The 22398-nt window shown below is 54.1% G+C and carries 23 protein-coding genes, 2 tRNA genes and 1 pseudogene; 10 read left to right on the top strand and 16 right to left on the bottom strand.

The genetic code is table 11. The features are described 5' to 3' along the window. The first annotated feature begins 285 nt into the window (after window positions 1–285). Complete coding sequence (locus QFI97_RS11040) at window positions 286–1260, top strand: AraC-like ligand-binding domain-containing protein (protein ID WP_095101522.1); 975 nt, start codon at window positions 286–288, stop codon at window positions 1258–1260. Window positions 1261–1328: 68 nt separating this feature from the next. Here the strand turns inward: QFI97_RS11040 and QFI97_RS11035 are convergent, their stop codons facing one another. Then, window positions 1329–1832 (bottom strand): Tn3 family transposase, encoded by a 504-nt coding sequence (locus tag QFI97_RS11035; protein ID WP_346432081.1) that lies wholly within the window; start codon window positions 1830–1832, stop codon window positions 1329–1331. A 397-nt stretch (window positions 1833–2229) separates the two neighbouring features. Here QFI97_RS11035 and QFI97_RS11030 point away from each other — a divergent pair, with 397 nt between their 5' ends. Together QFI97_RS11030 and QFI97_RS11025 are read left to right on the top strand one after the other, a co-directional pair. Continuing rightward, window positions 2230–2802: a cytochrome b gene (locus QFI97_RS11030; protein ID WP_095101517.1), complete on the top strand. Its 573-nt coding sequence runs from the start codon at window positions 2230–2232 to the stop codon at window positions 2800–2802. Continuing rightward, complete coding sequence (locus QFI97_RS11025) at window positions 2799–3371, top strand: YceI family protein (protein ID WP_331834462.1); 573 nt, start codon at window positions 2799–2801, stop codon at window positions 3369–3371. Before QFI97_RS11030 ends, QFI97_RS11025 begins: the two co-directional genes overlap by 4 nt. A gap of 301 nt (window positions 3372–3672) precedes the next feature. Here the strand turns inward: QFI97_RS11025 and QFI97_RS11020 are convergent, their stop codons facing one another. Next, window positions 3673–4368, bottom strand: coding sequence for a phosphohydrolase (locus QFI97_RS11020; RefSeq protein WP_095101513.1), 696 nt, complete (start codon window positions 4366–4368; stop codon window positions 3673–3675). A 42-nt stretch (window positions 4369–4410) separates the two neighbouring features. Next, window positions 4411–4692 (bottom strand): cell division protein DrpB, encoded by a 282-nt coding sequence (gene drpB / locus QFI97_RS11015; RefSeq protein WP_331834463.1) that lies wholly within the window; start codon window positions 4690–4692, stop codon window positions 4411–4413. A gap of 567 nt (window positions 4693–5259) precedes the next feature. Here drpB and QFI97_RS11010 point away from each other — a divergent pair. Beyond that, window positions 5260–6324, top strand: a complete 1065-nt coding sequence (locus QFI97_RS11010; protein WP_346431157.1) for a porin — start codon at window positions 5260–5262, stop codon at window positions 6322–6324. A 333-nt stretch (window positions 6325–6657) separates the two neighbouring features. Here the strand turns inward: QFI97_RS11010 and QFI97_RS11005 are convergent. After that, a tRNA-Ser gene (locus QFI97_RS11005) sits at window positions 6658–6747 on the bottom strand. A 90-nt stretch (window positions 6748–6837) separates the two neighbouring features. Here QFI97_RS11005 and mtfA point away from each other — a divergent pair. From mtfA to QFI97_RS23590, 3 genes and pseudogenes are all read left to right on the top strand, one after another. Beyond that, window positions 6838–7638: a DgsA anti-repressor MtfA gene (mtfA, locus tag QFI97_RS11000; RefSeq protein WP_331834465.1), complete on the top strand. Its 801-nt coding sequence runs from the start codon at window positions 6838–6840 to the stop codon at window positions 7636–7638. Window positions 7639–7738: 100 nt separating this feature from the next. Further along, window positions 7739–7814 (top strand) — tRNA-Asn (locus QFI97_RS10995). Window positions 7815–7975: 161 nt separating this feature from the next. Further along, window positions 7976–8083 (top strand): annotated as a pseudogene (locus QFI97_RS23590) (hypothetical protein); the annotation flags it as partial. Between the two features lie 155 nt (window positions 8084–8238). On the opposite strand, the gene QFI97_RS10990 reads toward QFI97_RS23590, so the two are convergent. From QFI97_RS10990 to QFI97_RS10965, 6 genes are all read right to left on the bottom strand, one after another. Then, window positions 8239–9015, bottom strand: a complete 777-nt coding sequence (locus tag QFI97_RS10990; RefSeq protein WP_095101309.1) for an ABC transporter ATP-binding protein — start codon at window positions 9013–9015, stop codon at window positions 8239–8241. Further along, window positions 9015–9785 (bottom strand): ABC transporter permease, encoded by a 771-nt coding sequence (locus tag QFI97_RS10985; RefSeq protein ID WP_095101307.1) that lies wholly within the window; start codon window positions 9783–9785, stop codon window positions 9015–9017. The genes QFI97_RS10990 and QFI97_RS10985 overlap by 1 nt, the downstream gene beginning before the upstream one ends. Further along, on the bottom strand, window positions 9782–10789 hold the full coding sequence (locus QFI97_RS10980) for a taurine ABC transporter substrate-binding protein (RefSeq protein ID WP_095101305.1): 1008 nt from the start codon (window positions 10787–10789) through the stop codon (window positions 9782–9784). Before QFI97_RS10980 ends, QFI97_RS10985 begins: the two co-directional genes overlap by 4 nt. Before the next feature lie 28 nt (window positions 10790–10817). Further along, complete coding sequence (cuyB, locus tag QFI97_RS10975; RefSeq protein WP_346431156.1) at window positions 10818–11537, bottom strand: cysteate racemase; 720 nt, start codon at window positions 11535–11537, stop codon at window positions 10818–10820. Beyond that, entirely contained in the window at window positions 11534–12547 is a 1014-nt protein-coding gene (gene cuyA / locus QFI97_RS10970; RefSeq protein ID WP_095101301.1) for a D-cysteate sulfo-lyase, read from the bottom strand. Before cuyA ends, cuyB begins: the two co-directional genes overlap by 4 nt. Before the next feature lie 233 nt (window positions 12548–12780). Beyond that, complete coding sequence (locus tag QFI97_RS10965) at window positions 12781–13824, bottom strand: malate/lactate/ureidoglycolate dehydrogenase (protein WP_095101299.1); 1044 nt, start codon at window positions 13822–13824, stop codon at window positions 12781–12783. 240 nt (window positions 13825–14064) lie between these two features. On the opposite strand from QFI97_RS10965, the gene QFI97_RS10960 reads away from it, so the two are divergent. Genes QFI97_RS10960 through QFI97_RS10950 form a run of 3 tightly spaced genes read left to right on the top strand, consistent with a single transcriptional unit; the run spans window position 14065 to window position 16774 of the window. After that, window positions 14065–15072 (top strand): ABC transporter substrate-binding protein, encoded by a 1008-nt coding sequence (locus QFI97_RS10960; RefSeq protein WP_095101297.1) that lies wholly within the window; start codon window positions 14065–14067, stop codon window positions 15070–15072. 21 nt (window positions 15073–15093) lie between these two features. After that, window positions 15094–15936: an ABC transporter ATP-binding protein gene (locus tag QFI97_RS10955; RefSeq protein WP_095101295.1), complete on the top strand. Its 843-nt coding sequence runs from the start codon at window positions 15094–15096 to the stop codon at window positions 15934–15936. After that, window positions 15908–16774 (top strand): ABC transporter permease, encoded by an 867-nt coding sequence (locus tag QFI97_RS10950; protein ID WP_095101293.1) that lies wholly within the window; start codon window positions 15908–15910, stop codon window positions 16772–16774. Before QFI97_RS10955 ends, QFI97_RS10950 begins: the two co-directional genes overlap by 29 nt. A gap of 253 nt (window positions 16775–17027) precedes the next feature. Here the strand turns inward: QFI97_RS10950 and QFI97_RS10945 are convergent, their stop codons facing one another. From QFI97_RS10945 to QFI97_RS10920, 6 genes are read right to left on the bottom strand one after another with little or no spacing between them, the layout of a single operon-like run. Then, a complete protein-coding gene (locus tag QFI97_RS10945) occupies window positions 17028–18515 on the bottom strand; it encodes a SufS family cysteine desulfurase (RefSeq protein ID WP_346431155.1) in 1488 nt (495 codons plus the stop codon). Continuing rightward, a complete protein-coding gene (locus QFI97_RS10940) occupies window positions 18502–19446 on the bottom strand; it encodes a family 2A encapsulin nanocompartment shell protein (protein WP_346431154.1) in 945 nt (314 codons plus the stop codon). The genes QFI97_RS10945 and QFI97_RS10940 overlap by 14 nt, the downstream gene beginning before the upstream one ends. A gap of 37 nt (window positions 19447–19483) precedes the next feature. Further along, entirely contained in the window at window positions 19484–20659 is a 1176-nt protein-coding gene (moeB, locus tag QFI97_RS10935; protein WP_346431153.1) for a molybdopterin-synthase adenylyltransferase MoeB, read from the bottom strand. Then, on the bottom strand, window positions 20656–20946 hold the full coding sequence (locus tag QFI97_RS10930) for a MoaD/ThiS family protein (protein ID WP_095101285.1): 291 nt from the start codon (window positions 20944–20946) through the stop codon (window positions 20656–20658). The genes moeB and QFI97_RS10930 overlap by 4 nt, the downstream gene beginning before the upstream one ends. Before the next feature lie 59 nt (window positions 20947–21005). Then, window positions 21006–21434, bottom strand: a complete 429-nt coding sequence (locus QFI97_RS10925; protein ID WP_346431152.1) for a M67 family metallopeptidase — start codon at window positions 21432–21434, stop codon at window positions 21006–21008. Next, window positions 21427–22332, bottom strand: a complete 906-nt coding sequence (locus QFI97_RS10920) for a PLP-dependent cysteine synthase family protein (RefSeq protein WP_095101387.1) — start codon at window positions 22330–22332, stop codon at window positions 21427–21429. Before QFI97_RS10920 ends, QFI97_RS10925 begins: the two co-directional genes overlap by 8 nt. Window positions 22333–22398 lie beyond the last annotated feature (66 nt).

The following is a 22398-nucleotide window of genomic DNA, read 5'->3' as shown; positions in this document are numbered from 1 at the left end:
ATAGTTTCAGCGATGGGTTAATTCACCATTGATACTAAGGAGAAATCTGCCGGATACCTGGCTCAACCGGACAATCGTCTGGCTGGGAGGGACACCCCTGATATTTATAAATCAGGGGGTGACTCGTGATGAAAAGAAACAGTGCAGCACTGCCCGTTAATAGTGCGCCCCCCGTCGTTTGGCATATCTGAATACATCAATTCGCTCTGAAATCTCTCGCAAAACAGTCATGGCGCAAATATTGCTTTCAGTTTGAAACAATTCATTCTGATATGAGGTGTCGCCGTGAACAGTCATTCCGCCTCCCGGGATATACGCTATTCCACCGAACATGTTTCAGTGCATCACCGTTTCGAATACTGGAATGATGTTATTCTTCGTCACTGCATTCCTTCAGATGGCAAACCGCTTGCTGACGGCAGGTTTGACGGTGAACTGGCCGTGCGTGAAGTGGGTCTGGTGGATGTCTGCACTCTCACTTCAACGCTTCACCACTGGGAGCGAAAATCACGACATCTGCGAACGGGACCGGACGATGATTTGTGGCTCGGTTATATTCAGGGGGGATACGGACAGCTGGAACAGGGGGGACGAAAGGCATGCCTGGCGTCTAATGACCTGGTTCTTTATGATGCGGCACAGACTTTTCGCTTCAGCATCGGGGGCAAAAATAACCATCTCATACGGATCCCCCGACATCTGCTGGCAGGAAAAGTGCCTGCCAGCGACGCCCTGACCGCCACGGTCCTTGATGATACCCGTCCGGGCGTTATTCCGCTGCGTGAGATGATTTGCCAGGCAGCGAATACGCCCGTTCTGGTCAACAATTCGGATGTGGCCAGTCGCTTTTCACAAACGATGCTGGATCTGCTGATACTGAGCCTGGAGCTTCAGGATCACCATAACGTGGCTTCAGAACGCGATTTATACGCAAAAATGCGAAGCTATATCAGCAGAAATCTAACTAATCCTGAGCTAAGCGTTGAGAATATTGCTCTCGCTCACCACGTGTCAGTACGCACCGTGACCCGGACTTTTGCCCGGCATCAGAAAACGCCAGCAGCCGTTATCTGGCAGGAACGGCTTTTGGCCAGCCGCGATGCGCTAGAACAAGGGCGAGTATGCAGCGTATCTGAGGCTGCGCTTGACTACGGATTCTCTGATTTCACTCACTTCAGTCATGCATTCCGGAAAGCATTTGGCGTCACGCCCAGCTCGCTCCTGAGGCAGAAAAGCCGGTTCTTTATACAGCCCGGATAGATTGTGAAACGTAAGCAAAGCAGATAATTGATTGTTTAAATAGAAATTTAATGTTCTCAATTCTCCCTTCAGAATATCCTCCGCCAGCGTGGACGTATATACCTCTGCATCAGTGGGGATAACCGGGCGATATTCTCATCCCCGATTTCTTCATCATTACTGCGCATCCAGCTCACGGCTTCCTGCATATAAAGCGTGTTCCACAGCACCCCGGCGTTAGTAACCAGCTCTGCTGAACCCAGTCGTTCTTCCTGCCATTCACAATACCGTTTTCCGATCTCTGCGCGCGGTCCGTGGGCGCTCGCTCGCGCCATTGCATAACGGGTGATATCCTTCAGCACGCCATAATCGACATATTTATCCACACGCCAGAATACAGTAGCTCCTGCATCAGCCAGACGGAGAGAAAACTGATAGCCTGGGAACCACAAAAGACCGAAGATCGGATCGCTGGAGCCGGCCATATTTGTCATTATCTCAGTCGGGTTTGTCCGGAGCAGCCTTTCCAGTACAAGTATGGAATCCCTTAGCGTATCTGGGTACGCCAACGTCATGAAATCCTGATAGCCGATCTGAAATGAGTTTGTGACAGGTGATGCCGCGGCTTGAGCAAAGTATTTTGCGGATTAGTGCCGCATCGTCCTCAATGGATATATTGGGATAAACCCGGTGCTAACTATAACTCAACCAAAGTCCATCGTATCAACCATCCGGACTAATGCGATCGGTTATAAGATTCTCTATTTTTAAAATAAAGAAATGAATATTTTTTTGAATTTATGTAAACCTCATTTACATAAATAAATGCATTCAATTTGGCTTGCCGCTGAATATTTGTAGAAAAAAAGGAGTTTTGAACAATAAATTTGAATCAGAATTAAAATCAAGATTAATTTTAACTTAATGATTGATTAATTAATGAAACAAAGTCATTGTACTTTTTTTGTTACATAATCGAGCGTTTTGAAAATGCGTCTGGTAAACTCACAATCAAATTATGGCTTTATATCCATGACGCTGCACTGGCTAACGGCTGTCGTGGTGTATGCGATGTTCGCACTCGGGTTGTGGATGGTTACATTAGGATATTATGATACCTGGTACCATAGGGCCCCAGGAATCCATAAGGGAATTGGTATTCTTTTAATGATGGGGCTCATAATTCGTATTTTGTGGCGGTTTATATCCCCTCCCCCTCCTGCGTTAAAAAGTTATTCTAAGTTAACGCGTGTCGCTGCTGGATTCGCTCATTCATTACTTTATCTGGCACTTTTCACTATCGTCATTAGCGGGTATCTCATATCTACAGCTGATGGAAAATCTATAACCGTCTTTGACTGGTTTAGTGTACCGGCGATCGTATCGGATGCTGCGATACAGGCCGACATTGCCGGCGTATTACACCTATGGGTGGCATGGGGAGTTGTCATTGTATCTATTCTTCATGGACTCATAGCGTTTAAACACCATTTTATTGATAAAGACGAAACGCTACTCAGAATGCTGGGTAAAACGTCTTCACACCCTGAGGTTAAAAAATGAAGAAACGCTTGCTGGGACTTTCTCTGTTTACCGCGATGTTCATTTCAGGATCAGCTTTAGCTGCTGATTATAAAATTGATAAAGAAGGCCAACATGCATTTGTAAACTTCAAAATTAAACATCTTGGTTACAGCTGGTTGTACGGGACATTTAAAGACTTCGATGGCACTTTCACCTATGACAAAAGTAATCCATCGGCTGATAAGGTTAATGTAAAAATCGCTACCAATAGCCTTGATACCAATCACGCTGAACGTGACAAACACCTGAGAAGTGCTGATTTCCTCAATACAGCCAAGTTCCCTGAAGCGACGTTTGTATCTACGGCAGTCAAAAAGAATGGTGAAAAGCTTGATATCACCGGTGATTTGACACTGAATGGCGTTACCCGTCCTGTTGTTCTGGACGCGAAACTTATTGGTCAGGGCGATGACCCATGGGGCGGCAAACGTGCTGGATTTGAGGCTACAGGCAACATTCACCTCAAAGACTTCAATATTAAAAGCGACCTCGGGCCGGCATCACAAGATGTGGAGCTTATTATCTCGGTTGAAGGTATCCAACAGTAATGGAATAACTCCCGGATATAACAGATCCGGGAGTTATTTAGTTAATATGAGGATAGAGAAGTTTAGTGCCCATATTCGGGACTGTCTGAGCGTTAAAAAAACGCACCTTCGAACGAAGGGGCGTTTTTTCATTTTGGGACTTTATTGATCCACTGTTTTTCCTTTCCCTTCATCTCTGTCAGCATTGAAGGAAGGGGTAGCCCTGGCAGCGGAAGCCGGGGTTGGATAAAAAAGTGGGTCATGAGTTTACCCTCAGGCCAGGGGGTGTTGAGCGCAGATATCACACATAGCACAGGCAGTTTTAAGCCTGTGGGTCAAAGCGACGCAAAACCGCTTCATCCAGCGCGATGGGGTCGCCCTGCAGCTCCGAACTGAGCTTCGCCATAAACTGCACGAGGAAGCGGGCGTTGTGTTCCGCCATCGCTCTCCCTTCATCGGTTTGCATCGTTTTTGGCAGCCTCAGCAGCTTGCACTGAAAATGGTCCAGCGCATAGGTACGATCGTCCAGCTTACGCCTGTCGGCAAAAGGATCGTCAGCATCAAACAGGATATTATTCAGCGCGCCGGAAACCGCGAAAACGCGTGCCAGGCCAATCGCCCCCAGGGACTCAAGCCGGTCGGCATCCTGGACAATCTTCGCCTCTTCGCTCAGGGGAGGAATACCGGCGCTGAAGCTATGCGCCTCGATGGCGTGCAGCACGGCCGGATAGCGGTCGACGGGAAAATCGGCAAATGACGACTGCAGAATGCTCTGCGTCTTTTTCGCCGCCATCACCGATGAGCGGCTGCGTTCGGGGTGGTTTTTCGCCAGGCTCACAATGTCATGAAAGTAGCAGGCGGTCAGGATCACCAAACGGTCAACCTGCCGGTTGGCGGCCAGCCGTTGAGCGGTGCTCCACACGCGACGAAAATGTGAGATGTCGTGAGCGGAGTCGCCCTGCGAGTGATGCCCTATCAGCCAGGTTTCAAATCGTTGCTGCCAGTCAACCAGTTCCATGCGCTTTCCTTTGAGAGAAGGTAGGCTGCGATCATAGCAACTTTAATCCTGATGTTCATATCTCCTGCCATCAGGCCGCGTATACCAGGCGATAGCCCCAAGGATTAACCCGACGATCCCCAGGACAAGAAAACCCAGCAGCGCGCCCAGCCATTTACCCGTCGTCGAACCCAGATCCCCGTCAATACCCACTCCGGGCATGCTTTGAATGTGCCCGACGACCCACCAGTAGCGCGCCATTGCCCACAGGAAATAACCGCAAAAGGCGTAAAAAGCCCATAGCGCCAGCTTCCCGCCGAGACTCCGTTTCGCTTTCTCTTCCATTTAACCGCTCTCCTTCCTCAGTAACGAAACGTCACTTGCAATAAAAATGTGATTTTAGTCACATTATACAGCGAAGTTTGCCGTCAGGCATCCGCAACGTCCGGGGATTTTCATCGACGAATCGATGCCTCCTGCGCCGCCTCTCGCCTGCTCCTGATAGATAATATGTCCTACACTCCCCCGCTATATTATTTCCCTGAACAACCGATTTTATATTCCTCCGTTAGCGGTTATTTTCCGAAATCCCCGATCGTAGAAGAAGGATATTTATCGCCAGAACATACCTGAGACGCTAAACCATAAACACCATAAATTTTATAACAAGCATGAATTCACAACCATCATCAATAATTCATTGTTATAAAAGACAATAAACCAAAATAATAGCTCACTTGCAACCTATAGAATATTAATATAAAGAACCAAAATGAAACATTTTGTAATATTACATATAATTTACTTACATTTTTAATTTAAATAAAAATGAACCTTCGCAGATAGTATTTATTTTGCATCGAGCACGACTCTTTGACATTCACATTAATTATAAATAAAAGGGAATATATAATGAAAAGAAAAGTACTGGCAATTCTGGTGCCGTCCTTATTAATTTCTGGGGCCGCTAGCGCAGCGGAAATCTATAATAAGAGCGGTAATAAAGTCGATTTCTACGGCAAAATGGTCGGCGAGCATATTATGACCGATACCGACGAAGGCAATCGCAACTCTGAAGATACCTCTTATGCGCGGTTCGGCGTTAAGGGTGAAACGCAGATCAACAGCGACCTGACCGGCTACGGTCAGTTTGAGTACAATATGAAAGCTAACCGGCCAGAAGGCGACCAGGGCAGCGCGACCCGTCTGGCATTTGCCGGTTTAAAATACGCCAACTACGGTTCATTTGATTATGGCCGTAACTACGGGGCGGTATACGACGCAGCGGGCTACACCGATATGCTGGTTGAGTGGGGCGGCGACGGTCTGGTGCATACCGATAACTTTATGACCGGCCGTGCCAACGGCGTTGCTACATATCGCAATACTGACTTTTTTGGCCTGTCCGATGGGCTGAACTTTGCTCTCCAGTACCAGGGTAAAAATACCAACCGCGATCGTCTGAAAGCAAACGGCGACGGTTACAGCATGTCCGTTGACTACAGCCTCGACGGATTTGGTTTTGCCGCCGCCTACGGTAATTCCGACCGTACTGACGAACAGACTGCCGACGGCAAAGGCGAAACGGCGGAAGTCTGGAGCATCGCGGCGAAGTATGATGCCAATAGCCTGTATACGGCCGTTATGTATGCCGAATCACGCAATATGCTCCCGATGGAAAATAGCATCATCGCCAATAAAACGCAGAGCGTTGAAGCCGTCGTTCAGTACCAGCTCGATTTCGGTCTGCGCCCTTCCCTGGGCTACGTCTTCGCGAAAGGTCAGGATCTCGGCAACAACAGGCACGGCAATGCAGAGATCATGAACTATGTTGAGCTGGGTACCTGGTACTACTTCAACAAAAACTTCAACGTCTACACCGCCTATAAATTCAATCTTCTCGATGAGGAAGACAGCATTGTCACCGGTGCGGCGACTGACAATCAGTTCGCGGTCGGTATCAACTATCAGTTCTGATGCTATTTCACCAACCTAAGCCCGCCTCGTGCGGGCTTTTTTGTTAGCGGCTGACCGATACCAGATTCAGAGATAACCTAAGGCGCAATCGCCGGCAGTGGCTCATTTTTAAATGGGCGCAACCACAGGCTGCATCACACGACTTAGCTCACAAAATGAAGGAGATACTGGCAAACTGCTACCTTGAGCAATCGCTAAGTGATAGCTTATGAGGGCGTGAGAAGCGTTCAATCCCGTCCAGCGAGAGCCGGCATCAGATGGCATACGTAACGGTATACTGAACAACAGGAATTTAATTAAAGGATTTCGAATCAGATAGATGGAAAGATGAAGTGGCGGAGAGAGGGGGATTTGAACCCCCGGTAGAGTTGCCCCTACTCTAGTTTTCGAGACTAGTCCGTTCAGCCGCTCCGGCATCTCTCCGCTGTTGAGGTTGCTATAATGCCAGGTTCTTTGGCATTTTAATAGTTCCTGTCTCTTTAATTATGTTCAAGTGACGACTTTGCGAGCAATGTGATGTTTAAATGGCCCTGGAAAGCAAATGAAGAGTCCGACAGTGCGGGAATTCCGTGGGAACAGGCGCTTGCCATTCCTGTTTTAGCCAACCTGTCCGCACAGGAGCAGCAGCAGCTTGTGCAGATGGCGGCGCGCTTTCTGCAGCAAAAACGCCTGGTTGCCCTACAGGGGCTGGAGCTGAGTCCGCTACAAAGCGCGCGCATCGCGATGCTGTTTTGCCTGCCGGTTCTCGAGCTCGGTATTGAGTGGCTGGACGGTTTCCACGAGGTGCTTATCTACCCTGCCCCGTTCGTCGTTGATGATGAGTGGGAAGATGACATTGGCCTGGTGCATAACCAGCGGGTCGTGCAATCAGGACAAAGCTGGCAGCAGGGGCCCATTATTCTTAACTGGCTGGATATTCAGGACTCTTTCGACGCATCTGGTTTTAACCTCGTAGTACACGAAGTGGCGCACAAGCTTGATACCCGTAACGGCGATCGCGCCAGCGGCGTACCGCTAATACCCTTACGCGAGGTTGCCGGCTGGGAACACGATCTCCATGCGGCCATGAACAACATTCAGGATGAGATTGACCTGGTCGGCGAGAGCGCCGCCAGTATTGATGCCTACGCCGCAACCGACCCGGCGGAGTGTTTTGCCGTCCTGTCAGAATATTTCTTTAGCGCACCAGAACTCTTCGCCCCACGTTTTCCGGCGCTTTGGCAACGTTTCTGCCACTTTTACCGCCAGGACCCGCTGCAAAGATTACGTGATAATGAAGAGCAGGACGCGGACGACACGCGAATTGTGCACTAAAACAACGAGCTGAGCTAAATTTAGCCATCTGAATCAGCTAGTTAAATTTAGTGTTGACACAAAAATGCGGGGCCAGTAGTATGCGCCTCGTTCAAACGATTCCTCTGTAGTTCAGTCGGTAGAACGGCGGACTGTTAATCCGTATGTCACTGGTTCGAGTCCAGTCAGAGGAGCCAAATTCTTGTTTTCATGCCGCTCTGCGAATCCTTATGTGATTTAGATTCAATAAGTTAGCGTGAAAAGTCTTCCCGATGCATTTTCAGTTTTCTCTCCGCATCGGGAGAATTTGGTGGTCAGATTTGGGGCCAAGTTGGTTCGATGACGGAGTGACCCCCAAATGTCTCTTAACGACTCAAAAATCCGCAACTTAAAACCATCCGCAAAACCCTTCAAAGTTTCCGATTCTCATGCCCTGTACCAGCTGTTTAATCCAGGCGGTTCACGTCTTCTTTAGTATCTTGATGGCTCCGCTCTGATTGAGTCCCTCCGGCGTTGCCAGAAGCACCGGATTACGCACCGGCAGGCGTTGCTCTTCCTTACGAGCAAAAAGCGAGAATTACGCATTACATTCAGCAAATTAGAGACACGAACGCGCCGTTTTCATCCTAAATGTCGCTTAGCCTCCTGACGTACCCGGTGCAGTACATGATGTTTGATCCCGCTATAGGCCGGGTGTTCAGACAGCGTCTCGATATCGCGCTCCCGGCCAAAAGGCAGGACGATCTCCTCGACGATTTTTCCGGGCTTCGCCGACATAATCAGAATACGATCGGCAAGGAACAGCGCCTCTTCGACGTCGTGAGTCACAAACAACAGCGTGGTGCCGGTATTAAGCCAGGCATCGCGCAAGAGTTCCTGCATCATCAGACGCGTTTGCGCATCCAGCGCCCCGAACGGTTCATCAAGTAGCAACGCTTCCGGCCCCGGCAGCCAGGCGCGGGCCAGCGCCACGCGCTGTTTCATCCCGCCCGAGAGCTGCCACGGCGCATGATGTTCAAACCCTTTCAATCCTACCCGCGCCAGCCACTCCAGCGCCTGCGCGTTGACCTCTGGTTTGTGATATTTCCTCAATCGTGGGCCAAATGTGACGTTTTCCAGTACCGACAGCCAGGGGAACAAATTCGGCTGCTGGAAGATCATTCCCCGGTCCGGCCCAGGCAGACGCACCGTTTTGCCGCCTGCCGCCACACGCCCGCGGTCCGGCTTATTGAATCCGGCGACCAGGTTCAGAATCGTGGACTTGCCACAGCCGGAGGGCCCCAGCAGCACCACGAACTCCCCTTTTTCCAGCGACAGGCTGATATCTTCCAGCACCGTAAACGGATGCGGTTTTGCCGCAAAAGAGAGCGATACGTTTTCCAATGTAATAGCACTCATTACTCTTTCCCCGCCCAGGGCACAAAAAATCGCTGCAGACCCAGCAGCAATAAATCCAGTAAATAACCGATACCGCCGAGCAGCAGGATCCCCAGCATCACGATATCGGTTCGCAGATAAGAACTGGCGTTAATCACCATCCAGCCGAGACCGGAACTTGCCGCCACCATTTCCGCCGCGATGAGCGATGTCCAGCCGATCCCGATGGACAATCTGACGGTGGTAAATAGTTCTGGCAGCGCATCCGGCAACACCACGCGCAGAAAAATCTGTTTGCGCGAAGCGCCGAGCGTTTGCGCGACACGAATGCGCGAACGGCCAATACGCTCCACCGCAGCGGACGCCCCCACGACCACGCTCAGAAAGGTGGCGATGAAAATCAGGAAGAACTTAGACGCCTCCCCGATCCCCAGCCAGACGACCGCCAGAGGAATAAGCGCGATCTTGGGCAGCGGGCGCAAAAATTGTACAAATGGATTCAGTACCGCCGCCAGGCCTTCCGACAAGCCCATCAGTAATCCCAGGGGAATGCCGATGATAATGGCTACGGAAAAAGCGCTTAATGCGCGAGCCAGGCTAACCGCAACGTGCTCCCACAAAGGCACCTGCCGATAGCCATCGGCCAGCAGCTCTTCGGTCGTCAGGCCAATTTCCTGCAGCGACGGAAGCAGCAGCGGGTCCACCCATTGCCGCATCGCCGCCACCTGCCAGAGGATAAAGAAAACAGACACCGAAACGACGCTGATGGCGATGTGATAACTCAATCTCATGGCGCGACTACCGCCGCGTCACGGATGTAGCGGGAGTTTATGGCGCTATCCCAGTTCGCCGGGATATCACGTTTGCGGATCTCGCCAATCCCCGCCAGGAAGTTAGAGGTCTTTGTCAGCGCTTTCCCGATACCGCTGTCGGTCGTATGGGTTCCGTTGCCAAGCCAGTCCGCCGTACCCTGCTGCGTCAGGGTTGGGTATTCCAGCCCACCCAACGTATTCGCGGCAGTCGTCACCGGCGCCCCCACCTCTTTCGCCACAATCGCCGCCGCACGTTCCGGGTCGGCCTTAAACTCATCAACTTTTTCCTGATGAACTCGCAGGAACGCGCTGACGGTTTGCGGATACTGCTCGGCAAAGGCTTTACGCACGACGTAGTTGTTATAAATCAGGTAGCCATCCTTTTGCAGATCTTTGGTCGCGAACACCTGATGCCCGCCGGAGGCCTCAAGTTCCTGAGCAAACGGCGCCCAGACATAGCCCGCGTCGATATCGCCGCGTTTCCAGGCTGCGACCATTTCCGCCGGACGCAGCGGCAATAGCGTTATTTTGCTGCGATCGAGCCGGTTGACGCTGATAGCGGCCTCAAGCGCATATTGCGCCGTCGAGTTTGGCGGATAGGCGACCCGTTTGCCCTCTATATCCTTAATACTGCTAATGCCGTCTTTACCTATCAAACGCTCGTAGCTGGCGATCACCCCCGAAACGCCGACAATCTCCACCGGCAGCTTTCTGACAATGCCCGCCGTTGCCGGGCTGGAGCCGAAATTGGCAATATCAATCGCGTTGCTGGCAAAATAATTTAACGCATCCGCGCCGGACGCAAATTGCACCCATTTCACCTTACTGTTTAATGCCTTATCCAAAGAACCATCGGCTTTTGCCAGCATCAGCACCTGAGAGCCGCCGCTATATGCTACCCGGACCTCCGCGGGCGCGTCGGCAAAGCTGGTATTGACCCACAGGCCACCTGCTGCAAGGAATACGCAGAGACTTTTCTTCATTTAATTTATCCTTTAAATAATAACGTTATTAATGCCACGTCTCGCGCTGCGCCAGCCATAGGTGCGCGCACTGCTGCGCCAGCGCTTCTGCGGGGTCAATCGACACGGCTAAATGCGGGGATGCTACCTCCGCCAGCGCAACCGGCACTTCCGTGCAGGCCAGCACCAGCCTCTCTGCGCCACGATCGCGCAGTGCCTGAGCCTGCAAACTCAGCAGCTCACCGCCGGCACGCAGTTCGCCCCGTTTCACGGCATAGCACCCCGGCACAAACAGCTGCCGTAGCTCTTCTGCCGTCGGCAGCACGCTGTTGATACCCAGTGCGGAGAAACCGTGCTGGAACCAACCGGCATCAAGCGTCCCCTGAGTGGCGATAACCCCGACCCGGCGAGGCTTCTCTTTCCCCTCGAACGCCGCCAGCGTAGCGTCCACGATATGCAGCAACGGCGCATCGCTGCGCTGCGCCAGCGCCTCATACCAGTGATGCGCGGTATTACAGGCGATCGCAATATGGCTGGCGCCCACGCGATTCAGCTGCTCCACCGCGTGCAGCAGCTGCGGCAGCGGCGATGGCCCCTTCCCCGCCAGCGCCTGTTGACGATCGGCAATTTGCGGGACGTTCCATACCACATGTGGAATTTGCTGCTGGTCGCTTTCGGCGGGCGTTGCGCGCAGCAGTTTATGCATCAAATCCAGCGTCGCCAGCGGACCCATGCCGCCAACGATCCCCAGAAGAAAAGGTTTACTCATGATGACAAAGAGTCCGCAATCACCTGACGATAGCCAAACAGGCCCGCGCTTCCGCCCGTATGGATAAACACCACATTCTCATCCTGGCGAAAATGACCTTTACGGATCAGATCAATCAGTCCGGCCATGCCTTTACCGGAATAAACGGGATCGAGCAGAATCCCCTCGTGCTGCGCCAGCAGCTGCAGCGCTTCAAGCATCCCCGCGGTGGGCAGGCCATAGCCTTCACCCACATAATCACCGTTCGCGACCACCGCCTCACGCGGCAATTCACCCGGCACGCCGAGCAGTTCCCGCGTCTGTTGCGCCAGGCGCCAGACGTTTTGCTCCTGTTTATCGCGCGGCGCGCGAACGCTGATCCCGAGCAGAGGAATATCGCTGTTGGTGGCGCTTAAGCCCGCGATCAGGCCGGCCTGCGTACCCGCGCTGCCGGTGGCATGAACGATACGATCGATACGCAGCCGTAGCTGGCTGGACTGCCAAAGCAACTCTTCCGCGCAGGCTACATAGCCCAGAGCCCCGATAGCATTCGAACCGCCGCCAGGGATGACGTAAGGGGTATGACCCTGCGCGCGCAGGCTTTCCGCATGTTGCTCCATCGCCTGCTGCATATCCGTACCGCCGGGCAAATGGGCAATAATTTTGCCGCCGAGCAAACCATCCAGCAGCACATTGCCGGATTGCTGATATTCATCACCCAACGTGGTGACGCGCTGTTCGAGAAAAATATGCGTTTCCAGACCCAGTCTGGCCGCCGCCGCGACGGTCTGACGCACATGATTAGACTGCGTGGCGCCCTGGGTAATAATAATGTTCGCCCCTTTTTCCTGAGCATCCCCCAGCAAAAATTCAAGTTTGCGGGTTTTATTACCGCCGGTGGCAAGGCCGGTACAATCATCACGTTTTATCCAGATATTTGGCCCCCCCAGCAAACGCGAAAGCTGAGTGAGAGGCTCCAGTGGCGTCGGGAAATGGCCAAAATGAAGACGGGGAAAACGCGCCAGGTGCATAATATCTCCTGTAAAAAAAGGCTCCGCAGCAAATTAAAATTCGCCGGCGGGAGTAAGAAAGGTTCGTGGAATATGGGAGTGACTATATTGATTTTTCCACTCGCGGTTTACCAAGTTTTTCAGCTATGGTTATGTTGATAAAATATATATAAAAAAAGTGGTCACTTTATTTATTCGCCACAGCTGCTTAGCAGACCATAATGTCGATCCGGGAAAACAGATAACTAAAATAATTATTGGGCGTGCAGGCAACCTCCGGTGTTTAATTCCTCAAGGGCGACAAACGCCTGCCAGCTCACCTCATCAATCCAGATCCCCTCTTCCTGACGCCGGTGATAAGCGCGCAATTCCGGTTCTCCAGGGATCTGCACATCGCGCCCTTCCTGCCCGCAGCGTACCCAGTCAACCTGCGCTAATAACGCCTGGGGGTAGCTTTCCTCCGCGCCCAATCGCGCAGGGTCAAATAAAATCGACAGCATATTGTTAATGATCCCTGCACGTGGCGGGATCTGCCGGCTTTCGGTCTCGCCGCCGGTCAGCGCCGCGCCGAGCAAGCTGCAAATCAGCGACAGTCCCGCGCCTTTATGGCCGCCAAAAGGCAGCAAGGCGCCAGCCGGCTCAGTCATTAATACGGCAGGGTCGGTCGTGGGCTGTCCGTTCGCATCTACCGCGCACCCTTCCGGGATAGCGCGCCCTTCGCTCCATGCGATACGCGCCTTATTCCCCGCAATGGCGCTGGTAGCGAAGTCAAGGATAACCGGGGGAGAGTTGCGAAGCGGAACCCCCACGCAAAAAGGGTTTGTGCCAAGCCTGGGGCGCAGTCCATCGAACGGCAGGACCACCGCCGGCGCCGCCACGTTGGCAAAATGGATCGAGACCAGCCCGGCGCTCGCCGCCTGCTCTGCCCAGGCGCCAATCCGCCCAAGATGGTGGGTATTAGACAAGCCAATAATTGCCACTCCAAACTGGCGCACGCGCTCAATACCGGCGGCCATAGCCTGCTCGCCCAACGCCTGGCCGAAGCCATGACCGCCATCAAAAGAGACAATCGGTCCGGCATCAGATAAGGTGGTCAGCGTGGCGCCGGGGTTCAAATCTCCCGCCAGAATTGCCCGAATATAGCGTGGCAAGAGGGTCACCCCGTGGGAATCGTGGCCTTTTAATGAGGACTCGACCAGGTTATCTGCCACCTTTTTGGCGATATCAGATCCAGTGCCAACCCGTTCCAGATGCCGTTGTAAAAGCGAACGTAAGTGATGATGTGAAAATAGAGGCATGGTTCTACTCACGGCCGTTGCCCATACAATGCAAAGGGCTATTAAAGAGTGGGCCGACTATAGCAAAGATATTTTTGTTACATAAACACGAATAATGGCTAAGCTTTTCCATTTATCGAATAATAAGTGCCAAATATCGTTATTCGTTTTCCTGATATTCATAGCCATTTAAATCATTTCCTTTCCCTCCCGCCTCTGCCCATGATTTTTTGCTGAAAAGCACCTTTCCGGGGAGAAGAGATGAGTAAAATTAACGGGGTATTAGCCTGGACGCTGGCATTTTCTGTTCTTGGCGGAGTCAGCCAGCCGGCATTCGCCGAAGGGAATATTAGTATCGCGCAGCAATTTGGCATCGGTTATTTAATTCTTGATGTGGTACGAGACCAGCAGCTTATCGAAAAAGAGGGGCAAAAAGAGGGGCTGGATATCAAGGTCGAGTGGCGCACCATCTCAGGCGCGACCGGGATGAACGAGGCCCTGCTCTCCGGGGCTCTGGACGTTGCATCGGCGGGCGTCCCCCCGCTACTCACCCTCTGGGATCGCACCAAAGGTAAACAAAATGTGAAAGCAATAGCCTCGCTGGGATCGATGCCCAATTACTTATTGAGTAATAATCCGGCGATAAAAAGCATCAAAGATTTGACGGATAAAGACCGTATTGCCGTTCCGGCGGCTGGGGTCGGTTTCCAGTCGCGGACATTACAAATCGAGACCGCAAAACTATATGGCGACAAAGAGTTCAAACGCTTCGATAAAATTAGCGTCAGCTTACCGCATCCGGATGCCAGCGCGGCATTAATTGCCGGTGGTTCGGAAATTAACACCCATTTTTCCAGCCCGCCGTTCCAGTATCAGGCGCTGGAGCACAGCAATATTCATAAGATACTCAGCTCCTATGATGTGCTGGGGGGACAGGCAACATTTAACGTTCTCTACACTACCCAGAAATTCCATGACGAAAACCCAAAAACCTATAAAGCGTTTTATCGCGCACTTAGCGAAGCCGCGAATATCATTAACCGTGATAAAAATGCGGCGGCTGAAACGTATATTCGCGTCGAGAAATCACGACTGCCCTTACCGCTGGTGCAAAAAATCGTTAACGACCCTGAAATCAGCTTTACGGTTTCCCCTGAGCGTACCGGCGTATATGCGGAAAAACTTCATGAGCTTGGCGTACTGAAAAATAAAGCCGATTCGTGGAAAGATTATTTCTTCGACGAAGCATGGGAAAAACCTGGCAGTTAAACCGCGACACCGGAGGCTCTAGTGGCAACTCAGCAAATCAATGGCCCGCTGCTGCAGGTCAGCAATGTCGATATCGAATACCGCACCCGCGAACGGCAAATACGCGCGACGCATGATGTCAGTTTTGATGTCTGGCCCGGCGACCGCTTTATTCTACTTGGCCCGTCAGGCTGCGGGAAATCGAGCCTGTTAAAAGCCACAGGCGGTTTTCTCACCCCGCGCAGCGGTCAAATTTCTCTTGCGGGGACCCCGGTTAGCGCCCCCGGCCCGGAGCGGATGATGGTTTTCCAGGAGTTCGACCAACTGCCGCCGTGGAAAACCGTGCTGGAAAACGTCATGTTTCCTCTGCTGGCCAGCCGGAAAGCCAACCGCGCGCAAGCAAAAGAGACGGCGCTGCATTTCCTGCACAAAGTTGGGCTGGCGGAATTTGCCGAAGCGATGCCCCATACCCTCTCCGGCGGAATGAAGCAACGCGTCGCCATCGCGCGCGCTCTGGCGATGAAACCGCGAATCCTGCTGATGGACGAGCCCTTTGCGGCGCTGGATGCGCTGACCCGCCGCACTATGCAGGAGGAGCTGCTGGCGCTGTGGGAAGAGGAGCGCTTTACCCTGCTGTTCGTCACCCACTCGATTGAGGAGGCGCTGGTGCTGGGCAACCGTATCCTGGTGCTTTCGCCGCATCCAGGGCGCGTCAGGGCGGAGCTTAACTGTCATCAGTTCACGCTTAATGACTTCGGCAGCGAGGCGTTCCAGCACGCGGCTCGTCATATTCACCACCTGTTATTCCCGACAACCGGCAGCAGTTCGTCTCACTCATCCGGCGAGGAGCCAGAGTATGTCCCAGTCACCGTACATTCGTCCTGAATTCGAACGTGAATTACCGCCGCTGCGAGATCTGCCGGTGGAAACGCCGCTCCCCTTAAGCCAGCGCCTGTGGAATCAAACATGGCTGCGCAAGTGTCTGATTGTGGCCCTTGTCCTCGCGCTATGGGAGATCGCCGCGCGGGTACAGCAAAACGATCTGATGTTACCCGGAGTACTTCAGACCCTGCAGGCGTTTAGCGAAGACATGCGCAATGGCGAATTGCCGGAAAAAATCGCCAACTCCCTTAGCACCCTGTTGAAAGGGTATCTGGCAGGCAGCGCGCTGGCGCTCATTGCCAGCGCGCTGGCAGTGACCACCCAGTTTGGCCGCGATCTGCTGAGCACATTAACCGCGATGCTGAATCCTCTGCCTGCAATTGCTCTGCTGCCGCTGGCCCTGCTGTGGTTTGGTCTGGGGAATGTCAGCCTGATATTTGTACTGATACATTCGGTGATGTGGCCAATCGCGCTGAATACCTGGTCCGGTTTTAGCAGCGTTCCGGAAACGCTACGCATGGCGGGACGCAACTATGGCCTCCGTGGGCCACGCTATGTAATTACGATTCTTATTCCGGCATCGTTGCCGGCAATCCTTGCCGGCCTGAAGATCGGCTGGGCTTTCGCCTGGAGAACGCTGATTGCCGCCGAGCTGGTATTTGGCGCCTCCAGCGGCGAGGGCGGTCTTGGCTGGTATATTTTCCAGAATCGCAATGAGCTCTTCACCGACCGGGTCTTTGCCGGGTTGCTAACGGTCATCGCGATTGGCCTCCTGGTGGAAGGCATCGTATTCGCCAGTCTGGAAAAGATCACGATTAAGCGCTGGGGGATGCAGCGTTAGCGCCAGCTATCTCAACAGCCAGGTCCTGTGAAATCGCTCCCTTAATCACCCGGTGAGAGCCACGGTAGCGAATACGGGAGCCCGCCAGTTTTGCTGCCAAACGGTACCTTGCGCCGTCCTGCTGCACATGAGATCCAGCCTCCAGGCATGGATGCTTTATGAGAAAAGCCCGCGCGGAAACCGGCGGGCTTAGGTGATCGTCGCGGTTGTCCACCCGTTACGTGGTTGACACCGCTGACCGGGCCGGACCTCGCTACCGCGAAGCAAACCGGACGACATGCTCTGCGAGAAAATCAATTTCCTGCGGCGTGTTATAGAAAGCCAGCGACGGCCGGACGGTACTTTCATAACCAAAATGGCGCAGGATCGGTTGCGCGCAGTGGTGTCCGGATCGCACGGCAATACCGACCTGACTCAGATAGCGCCCCACGGCTTCATTTTCATGACCCGCCAGCACGAAAGATAAGACGCTGGTTTTGTTCGCCGCGGTGCCGACCAGCGTCAGGCCCGGAATAGCCGACAGCTTCTCGATCCCATACTCCAGCAAGGCGTGCTCGTACTGCGCAATATTTTCTATCCCCAGCGAGGTGACATAATCGATAGCCGCCCCCAGCCCGACGGCATCGGCAATATTGCCCGTGCCCGCCTCAAACTTATTCGGCGAGGGTTGATAGCGCGTCAGTTCAAAAGTTACGTCGGCAATCATATTCCCGCCGCCCTGATACGGGCGCGCCTCTTCCAGCACCTCCTGCTTGCCATATACGACGCCGATCCCGGTCGGTCCAAAAATTTTATGCCCGGAGAAGACGAAGAAATCGGCATCCAGCGCCGTGACGTTGGTCGGGATATGCGAAATAGACTGCGCGCCGTCGATGGCGATGCGCACGCCAAAACGATGGGCGATTTGCACCAGCTCCTGAACCGGCGTGACGGTACCCAGCGCGTTGGAAACGTGGGTAGCGGACACAAAACGGGTCTTGTCATTGAACAAACGGACATATTCCTCAACGATCAGCTGCCCGTGCTCATCAACCGGCGCCACGCGGATCACCGCTCCCGTCTCCTGCGCAATGAGCTGCCACGGCACAATGTTGGCGTGATGCTCGAGCAACGTGAGGATAATTTCATCCCCCGGCCGTAACAGCGGCTTCACGTAGCTGTGCGCAATCAGGTTGAGCCCTTCCGTGGTGCCGCGCACGAAGATGATATTCTCCGGGCCGCGCGCGCCGATAAACCGCGCCACTTTGTCACGCGCGGCTTCATAAGCATCGGTGGAACGTGCGGCAAGGGTATGCGCCGCCCGATGAACGTTCGAGTTTTCGTGCAAATAATAGTGGCTGATGCGATCGATAACCTGCTTCGGGCGCTGGGTCGTCGCGGCATTGTCCAGCCAGACCAGAGGATGACCGTCCACCTGTTCGGCAAGGATCGGAAAATCAGCGCGGATCCGTTCAACCGGGATCTGCCCGACACGCGCCGGCGGCGCCGGCTTTGCGCCAACAGAAGGTCGCGCCGCGAATCCGCGAGGCGCGATATCCCCCCGGCTCTCCTGCCCCAGCGGCACCACCCGCGGCGCGTACGCGGCCTCGGCGGCCCGCGGGCGTGCGGGCGTGTCGCCCAGCAGCCCTTTCAGATCCCGCGCGTCGGGCAGTCCGTAATCCCGCGCGGAGGGAGCGTCACCCGCCTCGCCCGGCCATCCGCCGGGCGCGTGGGGAAGCGTGAATAAATTACTCGTAGTCATAATATTCACCCACTTCAACGTCTTCCAGCACGGCAATGGCGTCATCGGCCAGGATCGCAGCGGAGCAATAAAGTGAGAGTAAATAGGATGCCACGCCGTTATCGTCGATCCCCCGGAAGCGCACCGACAATCCGCGAGACTGTTCGTTTGGCAGCCCTTCCTGATAAAGCCCCAGCACGCCGCGTTTGCTTTCACCGGAGCGAATCAGCAGGATATTGGTTTTCCCGCCCTGGCCTTTCGGGTTTTTCAAACCATCAACAAACAGCTTATCGGAAGGGATCAGCGGAATACCGCGCCACAGGATAAAAGTGCCCCCGTGCAAATTCACGGTGACCGGCGGCACGCCGCGTCGCGTGGCTTCACGCTGAAATGCGGCAATCGCACGCGGATGGGCCAGGAAGAAGGACGGCTCCTTCCAGACTTTTGACAGCAGCTCATCCAGGTCATCCGGCGTCGGACGGCCATTGCGGGTCTGAATACGCTGCGAGTCATCGATATTTTTCAGCAATCCATATTCATCGTTATTGATCAGCTGACTCTCCTGGCGCTCGCGCAGGCTTTCAATCGCCAGCGCAATCTGCTCTGACGCCTGGTCGTACGGCGAGCTGTAGAGATCGGCGATTTTGGTGTCCACGTTAATAATGGTCGCAATGGAATCGAGCTGGTATTCACGCGGCGTGGTCTGATACTCGATGTAGCCCTGCGGTATTTCAACGCGCGTCGGGTCCTGGCTGCATAATACGTCCAGCGGCGTATCCCCCTCCACGACCTTGTTCACCCGATAAATCCCCGACTCCAGGCCTTTATAGTCGAGAAAACGGCTGACCCAGCGCGGGGTAATCGCCGCAAATTGCGGAGCCGTTTTGGTCACGTTCGCTAACTGATACGCGGCTTCACGCCCCAGTGCATTAATGCCTTTTTGTTCTGCCATGATGATTCCTTAGTGTTTGAAATAGTGGAGCTGAAGGTTAGTACTGCGGCAAACGGGTATCCACATCCCGCGCCCAGGCGTTTAGGCCATCTTTTAAATTCATCACGCGGCCCTGATAGCCCGCGCGCTGTAGTGCCCGAATCGCGAAAATACTGCGCTGCCCGATCTTGCAGAGAAACACCGCATCGACCGTCGGGTCGAATTCACCGATACGCCTGACTATCTGGCCCAGCGGCATCACTTTTGCCTGCGGAAATTTGGCAATCGCCCGTTCGTGGGGTTCACGAATGTCGATCAGCTGCAGGGGTTTACCCTCCTCTATCCAGGCGTGCAGCTCCTGGGCCGTGACGCTTTCAACCGGCACCTCCGCCTCATCGGGTTTCAGTCCACAAAACTCTTCGTAGTCAATCAGCTCATGAATCGACGGGTGCTCACCGCATACCGGGCAGCCGGGATCTCTCGCCAGCCGCAGCTCACGCTGCTTCATCTGCCAGACATCGAAGAGCAGCAGGCGGCCAATCAGGCTCTCGCTGCCGCCGACGATCAGCTTGATCGCTTCTGCCGCCTGAATGGTGCCGATAATCCCCGGCAACACGCCGACAACGCCGCCTTCGGCACAGGAGGGCACCAGCCCCGGCGGCGGCGGCTCGGGATACAGACACCGGTAACACGGCCCTTCCCCGGCATAAAAGACGCTGGCCTGCCCTTCGAACTGGAAAATGGAGCCGTAGACCAGCGGCTTACCCAGCAAAACGCAGGCATCGTTAATCAGATATCGGGTTGGATAGTTGTCCGTACCATCGACGACGAGGTCGTATTCGCGAATAATCTCCAGCGCGTTTTTACTGCTCAGGGTGGTGTTATAGGTCTCCACCTGCAGGTCGGGATTGATCGCTTTAATCTTGTCTTTCGCCGAGGCCACTTTGGGCCGGTTGATATCTTTGGTGCTATGAATGATCTGCCTTTGCAGGTTGGATATTTCGACAAAATCAAAGTCGACAATCCCCAGCTTACCGACCCCGGCAGCGGCCAGGTAAAGCGCCACCGGCGCCCCCAGCCCTCCGGTGCCGATAAGCAACACGCGGGCTGCCTTCAGACGCTTTTGCCCTTCAAGCCCGACTTCCGGCAGCAGCAGATGGCGGCTGTAGCGGGCAATCTCCGCATGCGTCAGCTCCGTCAGGCGGTCGTCCGGGATAATGCTCTCTCTGCTCATACCGCCTTCCCGACGCCGCCTGCAATGGCGGGGACCAGCAGCACCTCAGCGCCATCGCTGACCGGGGTCTCCAGCCCGCCGGTGGTTTTAATGTTGTTCTCCCCCACGTACAGATTGATGAAACTGCGCAGCGCTCCGGTGTCGTCATACAAATGCTGCTGAATGTCCGGGAAACGCTCCGCCAGCGCCGCGACCAGCTGACCTACGGTGTGGCCTTCGAGGGTCACTTTCCCCTGGCCGTCGGTGAAGGCGCGTAGTGCGGTGGGAATCAGTAATGTCGATGCCATAGTGATAATCTCTCCGTGTTTTGCTCTGGTTTCAGGCAGCGTTGTGCCTGCTATTCACGTCATGGAACGGTTTGCACGTCCTCCTGCAAAAAGCGCTGGCGGTCCTGCGTCAGCCGCCAGCTGGTCAGCGCCCCCGCCTGCCGCTGCGCGACCGCCACGATGATGTAGGCGTAAAACGGCAGCGCATGCTCGCGGTCAAATTCCGACGGAATAGCCGGATGATCGGGGTGCGAATGGTAATAGCCGACCACGTCCACTCCCTGAGCCAGCGCCGCGCGCTCCGCCCGCAGGGAGTCATCGGCGGTGATGACAAAACGGTGGTATTGCTCCTCCGATTCGCGGGCATTGACGATGGGGAAAATCGCCGTCACGCGGGCATCGCCCTGCGCGGAGAAATGGCCAAAGAGCGCGCCGCAGCATTCGTTGGGATAGGCCTTTTCCCCTTCAGCGCCAATCTGCTTTGCGATTTTGTGGGTCAATTCAATCATCGGTTTCATTCCAAAAAGAGTCAGTCAGGTAACGCGAGCCGACATCACACAGCAGCGTGACCACCACAGATCCCGCCGGCAGCGTGCGGGCCAGCCTCACGGCGGCGGCTACGTTTGCGCCGGATGAAATGCCGACAAAAATGCCATCGCGCCGGGCCAGACGCCGCGTGATGGCGTAGGCCTCTTCGGTGGTGACAGAAATAATGTCGTCGAACAGGGTTTCGTCGAGAATGCCCGGTTTAATGCTGCTGCCCATATGCTTGGTCCCTTCAATGCCGTGGAACGGCGAAGCGGGCTGCACGGCGAGCGTTTTAACCTGCGGATTCTCATATTTGAGCCGCCGCGCGGTGCCGACAAAACTGCCGGAGGTGCCCATCCCCGCGACAAAATGGGTGATTTGTTGCCCGCTCTGGTCCCAGATCTCTTTTCCGGTGGTCGCGAAATGCGTATCCGGATTAACGGGGTTGTTATATTGGTCGGGATAAAAATAGCGTTCCGGATGCGCAGCAACTTGTGCCTGAACTTCAATATATGCGCCGTCGGAACCTTCAAGCGGATCGGTTTCCACAATCGTGGCGCCATAATGACGAATAATTCGTTTGCGTTCCGGGCTGGTATTCTGCGGCAGATATAGCCGGACGTGATATCCCAGCGCCGCGCCAATCATCGCGTAGGCAATGCCGGTATTGCCGCTGGTCGCATCAATAATCGTTTTACCCGGCGTTAATAAACCCCGCGCAATCCCGTCCAGCACCATGGCTTTCGCCGCGCGGTCTTTCACTGAGCCGCTGGGGTTCATATACTCTGCTTTTGCCAGCAGCGTTACGCCAGGCAACTCTGCGGCAAAAGAGGGCAACGTTATTAACGGCGTAGCGCCGATCGTCTCAAGCAAATTCATAATAATTATCACGCCGTTATTTTTGTCTGTTGTGCTGCACTGACCATTCCATTGCATTATTGGAAT

This window comes from Klebsiella scottii, assembly GCF_036561945.1.
Lineage (GTDB): Bacteria > Pseudomonadota > Gammaproteobacteria > Enterobacterales > Enterobacteriaceae > Klebsiella > Klebsiella scottii.
The sequence above is the reverse complement of the archived record's forward strand: the minus strand, read 5'-3'. Positions and strand labels throughout refer to the sequence as shown.

Coding starts and splice junctions, on each gene's coding strand:
- QFI97_RS10950 (WP_095101293.1), top strand. CDS start 15,908: ATGTCCCAGTCACCGTACATTCGTCCTGAATTCGAACGTGAATTACCG.
- moeB (WP_346431153.1), bottom strand. CDS start 20,659: ATGAGCAGAGAGAGCATTATCCCGGACGACCGCCTGACGGAGCTGACG.
- QFI97_RS10940 (WP_346431154.1), bottom strand. CDS start 19,446: ATGGCAGAACAAAAAGGCATTAATGCACTGGGGCGTGAAGCCGCGTAT.
- QFI97_RS11025 (WP_331834462.1), top strand. CDS start 2,799: ATGAAGAAACGCTTGCTGGGACTTTCTCTGTTTACCGCGATGTTCATT.
- drpB (WP_331834463.1), bottom strand. CDS start 4,692: ATGGAAGAGAAAGCGAAACGGAGTCTCGGCGGGAAGCTGGCGCTATGG.
- QFI97_RS10980 (WP_095101305.1), bottom strand. CDS start 10,789: ATGAAGAAAAGTCTCTGCGTATTCCTTGCAGCAGGTGGCCTGTGGGTC.
- QFI97_RS10965 (WP_095101299.1), bottom strand. CDS start 13,824: ATGCCTCTATTTTCACATCATCACTTACGTTCGCTTTTACAACGGCAT.
- QFI97_RS11020 (WP_095101513.1), bottom strand. CDS start 4,368: ATGGAACTGGTTGACTGGCAGCAACGATTTGAAACCTGGCTGATAGGG.
- QFI97_RS10920 (WP_095101387.1), bottom strand. CDS start 22,332: ATGAATTTGCTTGAGACGATCGGCGCTACGCCGTTAATAACGTTGCCC.
- cuyB (WP_346431156.1), bottom strand. CDS start 11,537: ATGAGTAAACCTTTTCTTCTGGGGATCGTTGGCGGCATGGGTCCGCTG.
- QFI97_RS10945 (WP_346431155.1), bottom strand. CDS start 18,515: ATGACTACGAGTAATTTATTCACGCTTCCCCACGCGCCCGGCGGATGG.
- QFI97_RS10925 (WP_346431152.1), bottom strand. CDS start 21,434: ATGATTGAATTGACCCACAAAATCGCAAAGCAGATTGGCGCTGAAGGG.
- QFI97_RS11030 (WP_095101517.1), top strand. CDS start 2,230: ATGCGTCTGGTAAACTCACAATCAAATTATGGCTTTATATCCATGACG.
- QFI97_RS10930 (WP_095101285.1), bottom strand. CDS start 20,946: ATGGCATCGACATTACTGATTCCCACCGCACTACGCGCCTTCACCGAC.
- cuyA (WP_095101301.1), bottom strand. CDS start 12,547: ATGCACCTGGCGCGTTTTCCCCGTCTTCATTTTGGCCATTTCCCGACG.
- QFI97_RS11010 (WP_346431157.1), top strand. CDS start 5,260: ATGAAAAGAAAAGTACTGGCAATTCTGGTGCCGTCCTTATTAATTTCT.
- QFI97_RS10990 (WP_095101309.1), bottom strand. CDS start 9,015: ATGAGTGCTATTACATTGGAAAACGTATCGCTCTCTTTTGCGGCAAAA.
- QFI97_RS10985 (WP_095101307.1), bottom strand. CDS start 9,785: ATGAGATTGAGTTATCACATCGCCATCAGCGTCGTTTCGGTGTCTGTT.
- QFI97_RS10960 (WP_095101297.1), top strand. CDS start 14,065: ATGAGTAAAATTAACGGGGTATTAGCCTGGACGCTGGCATTTTCTGTT.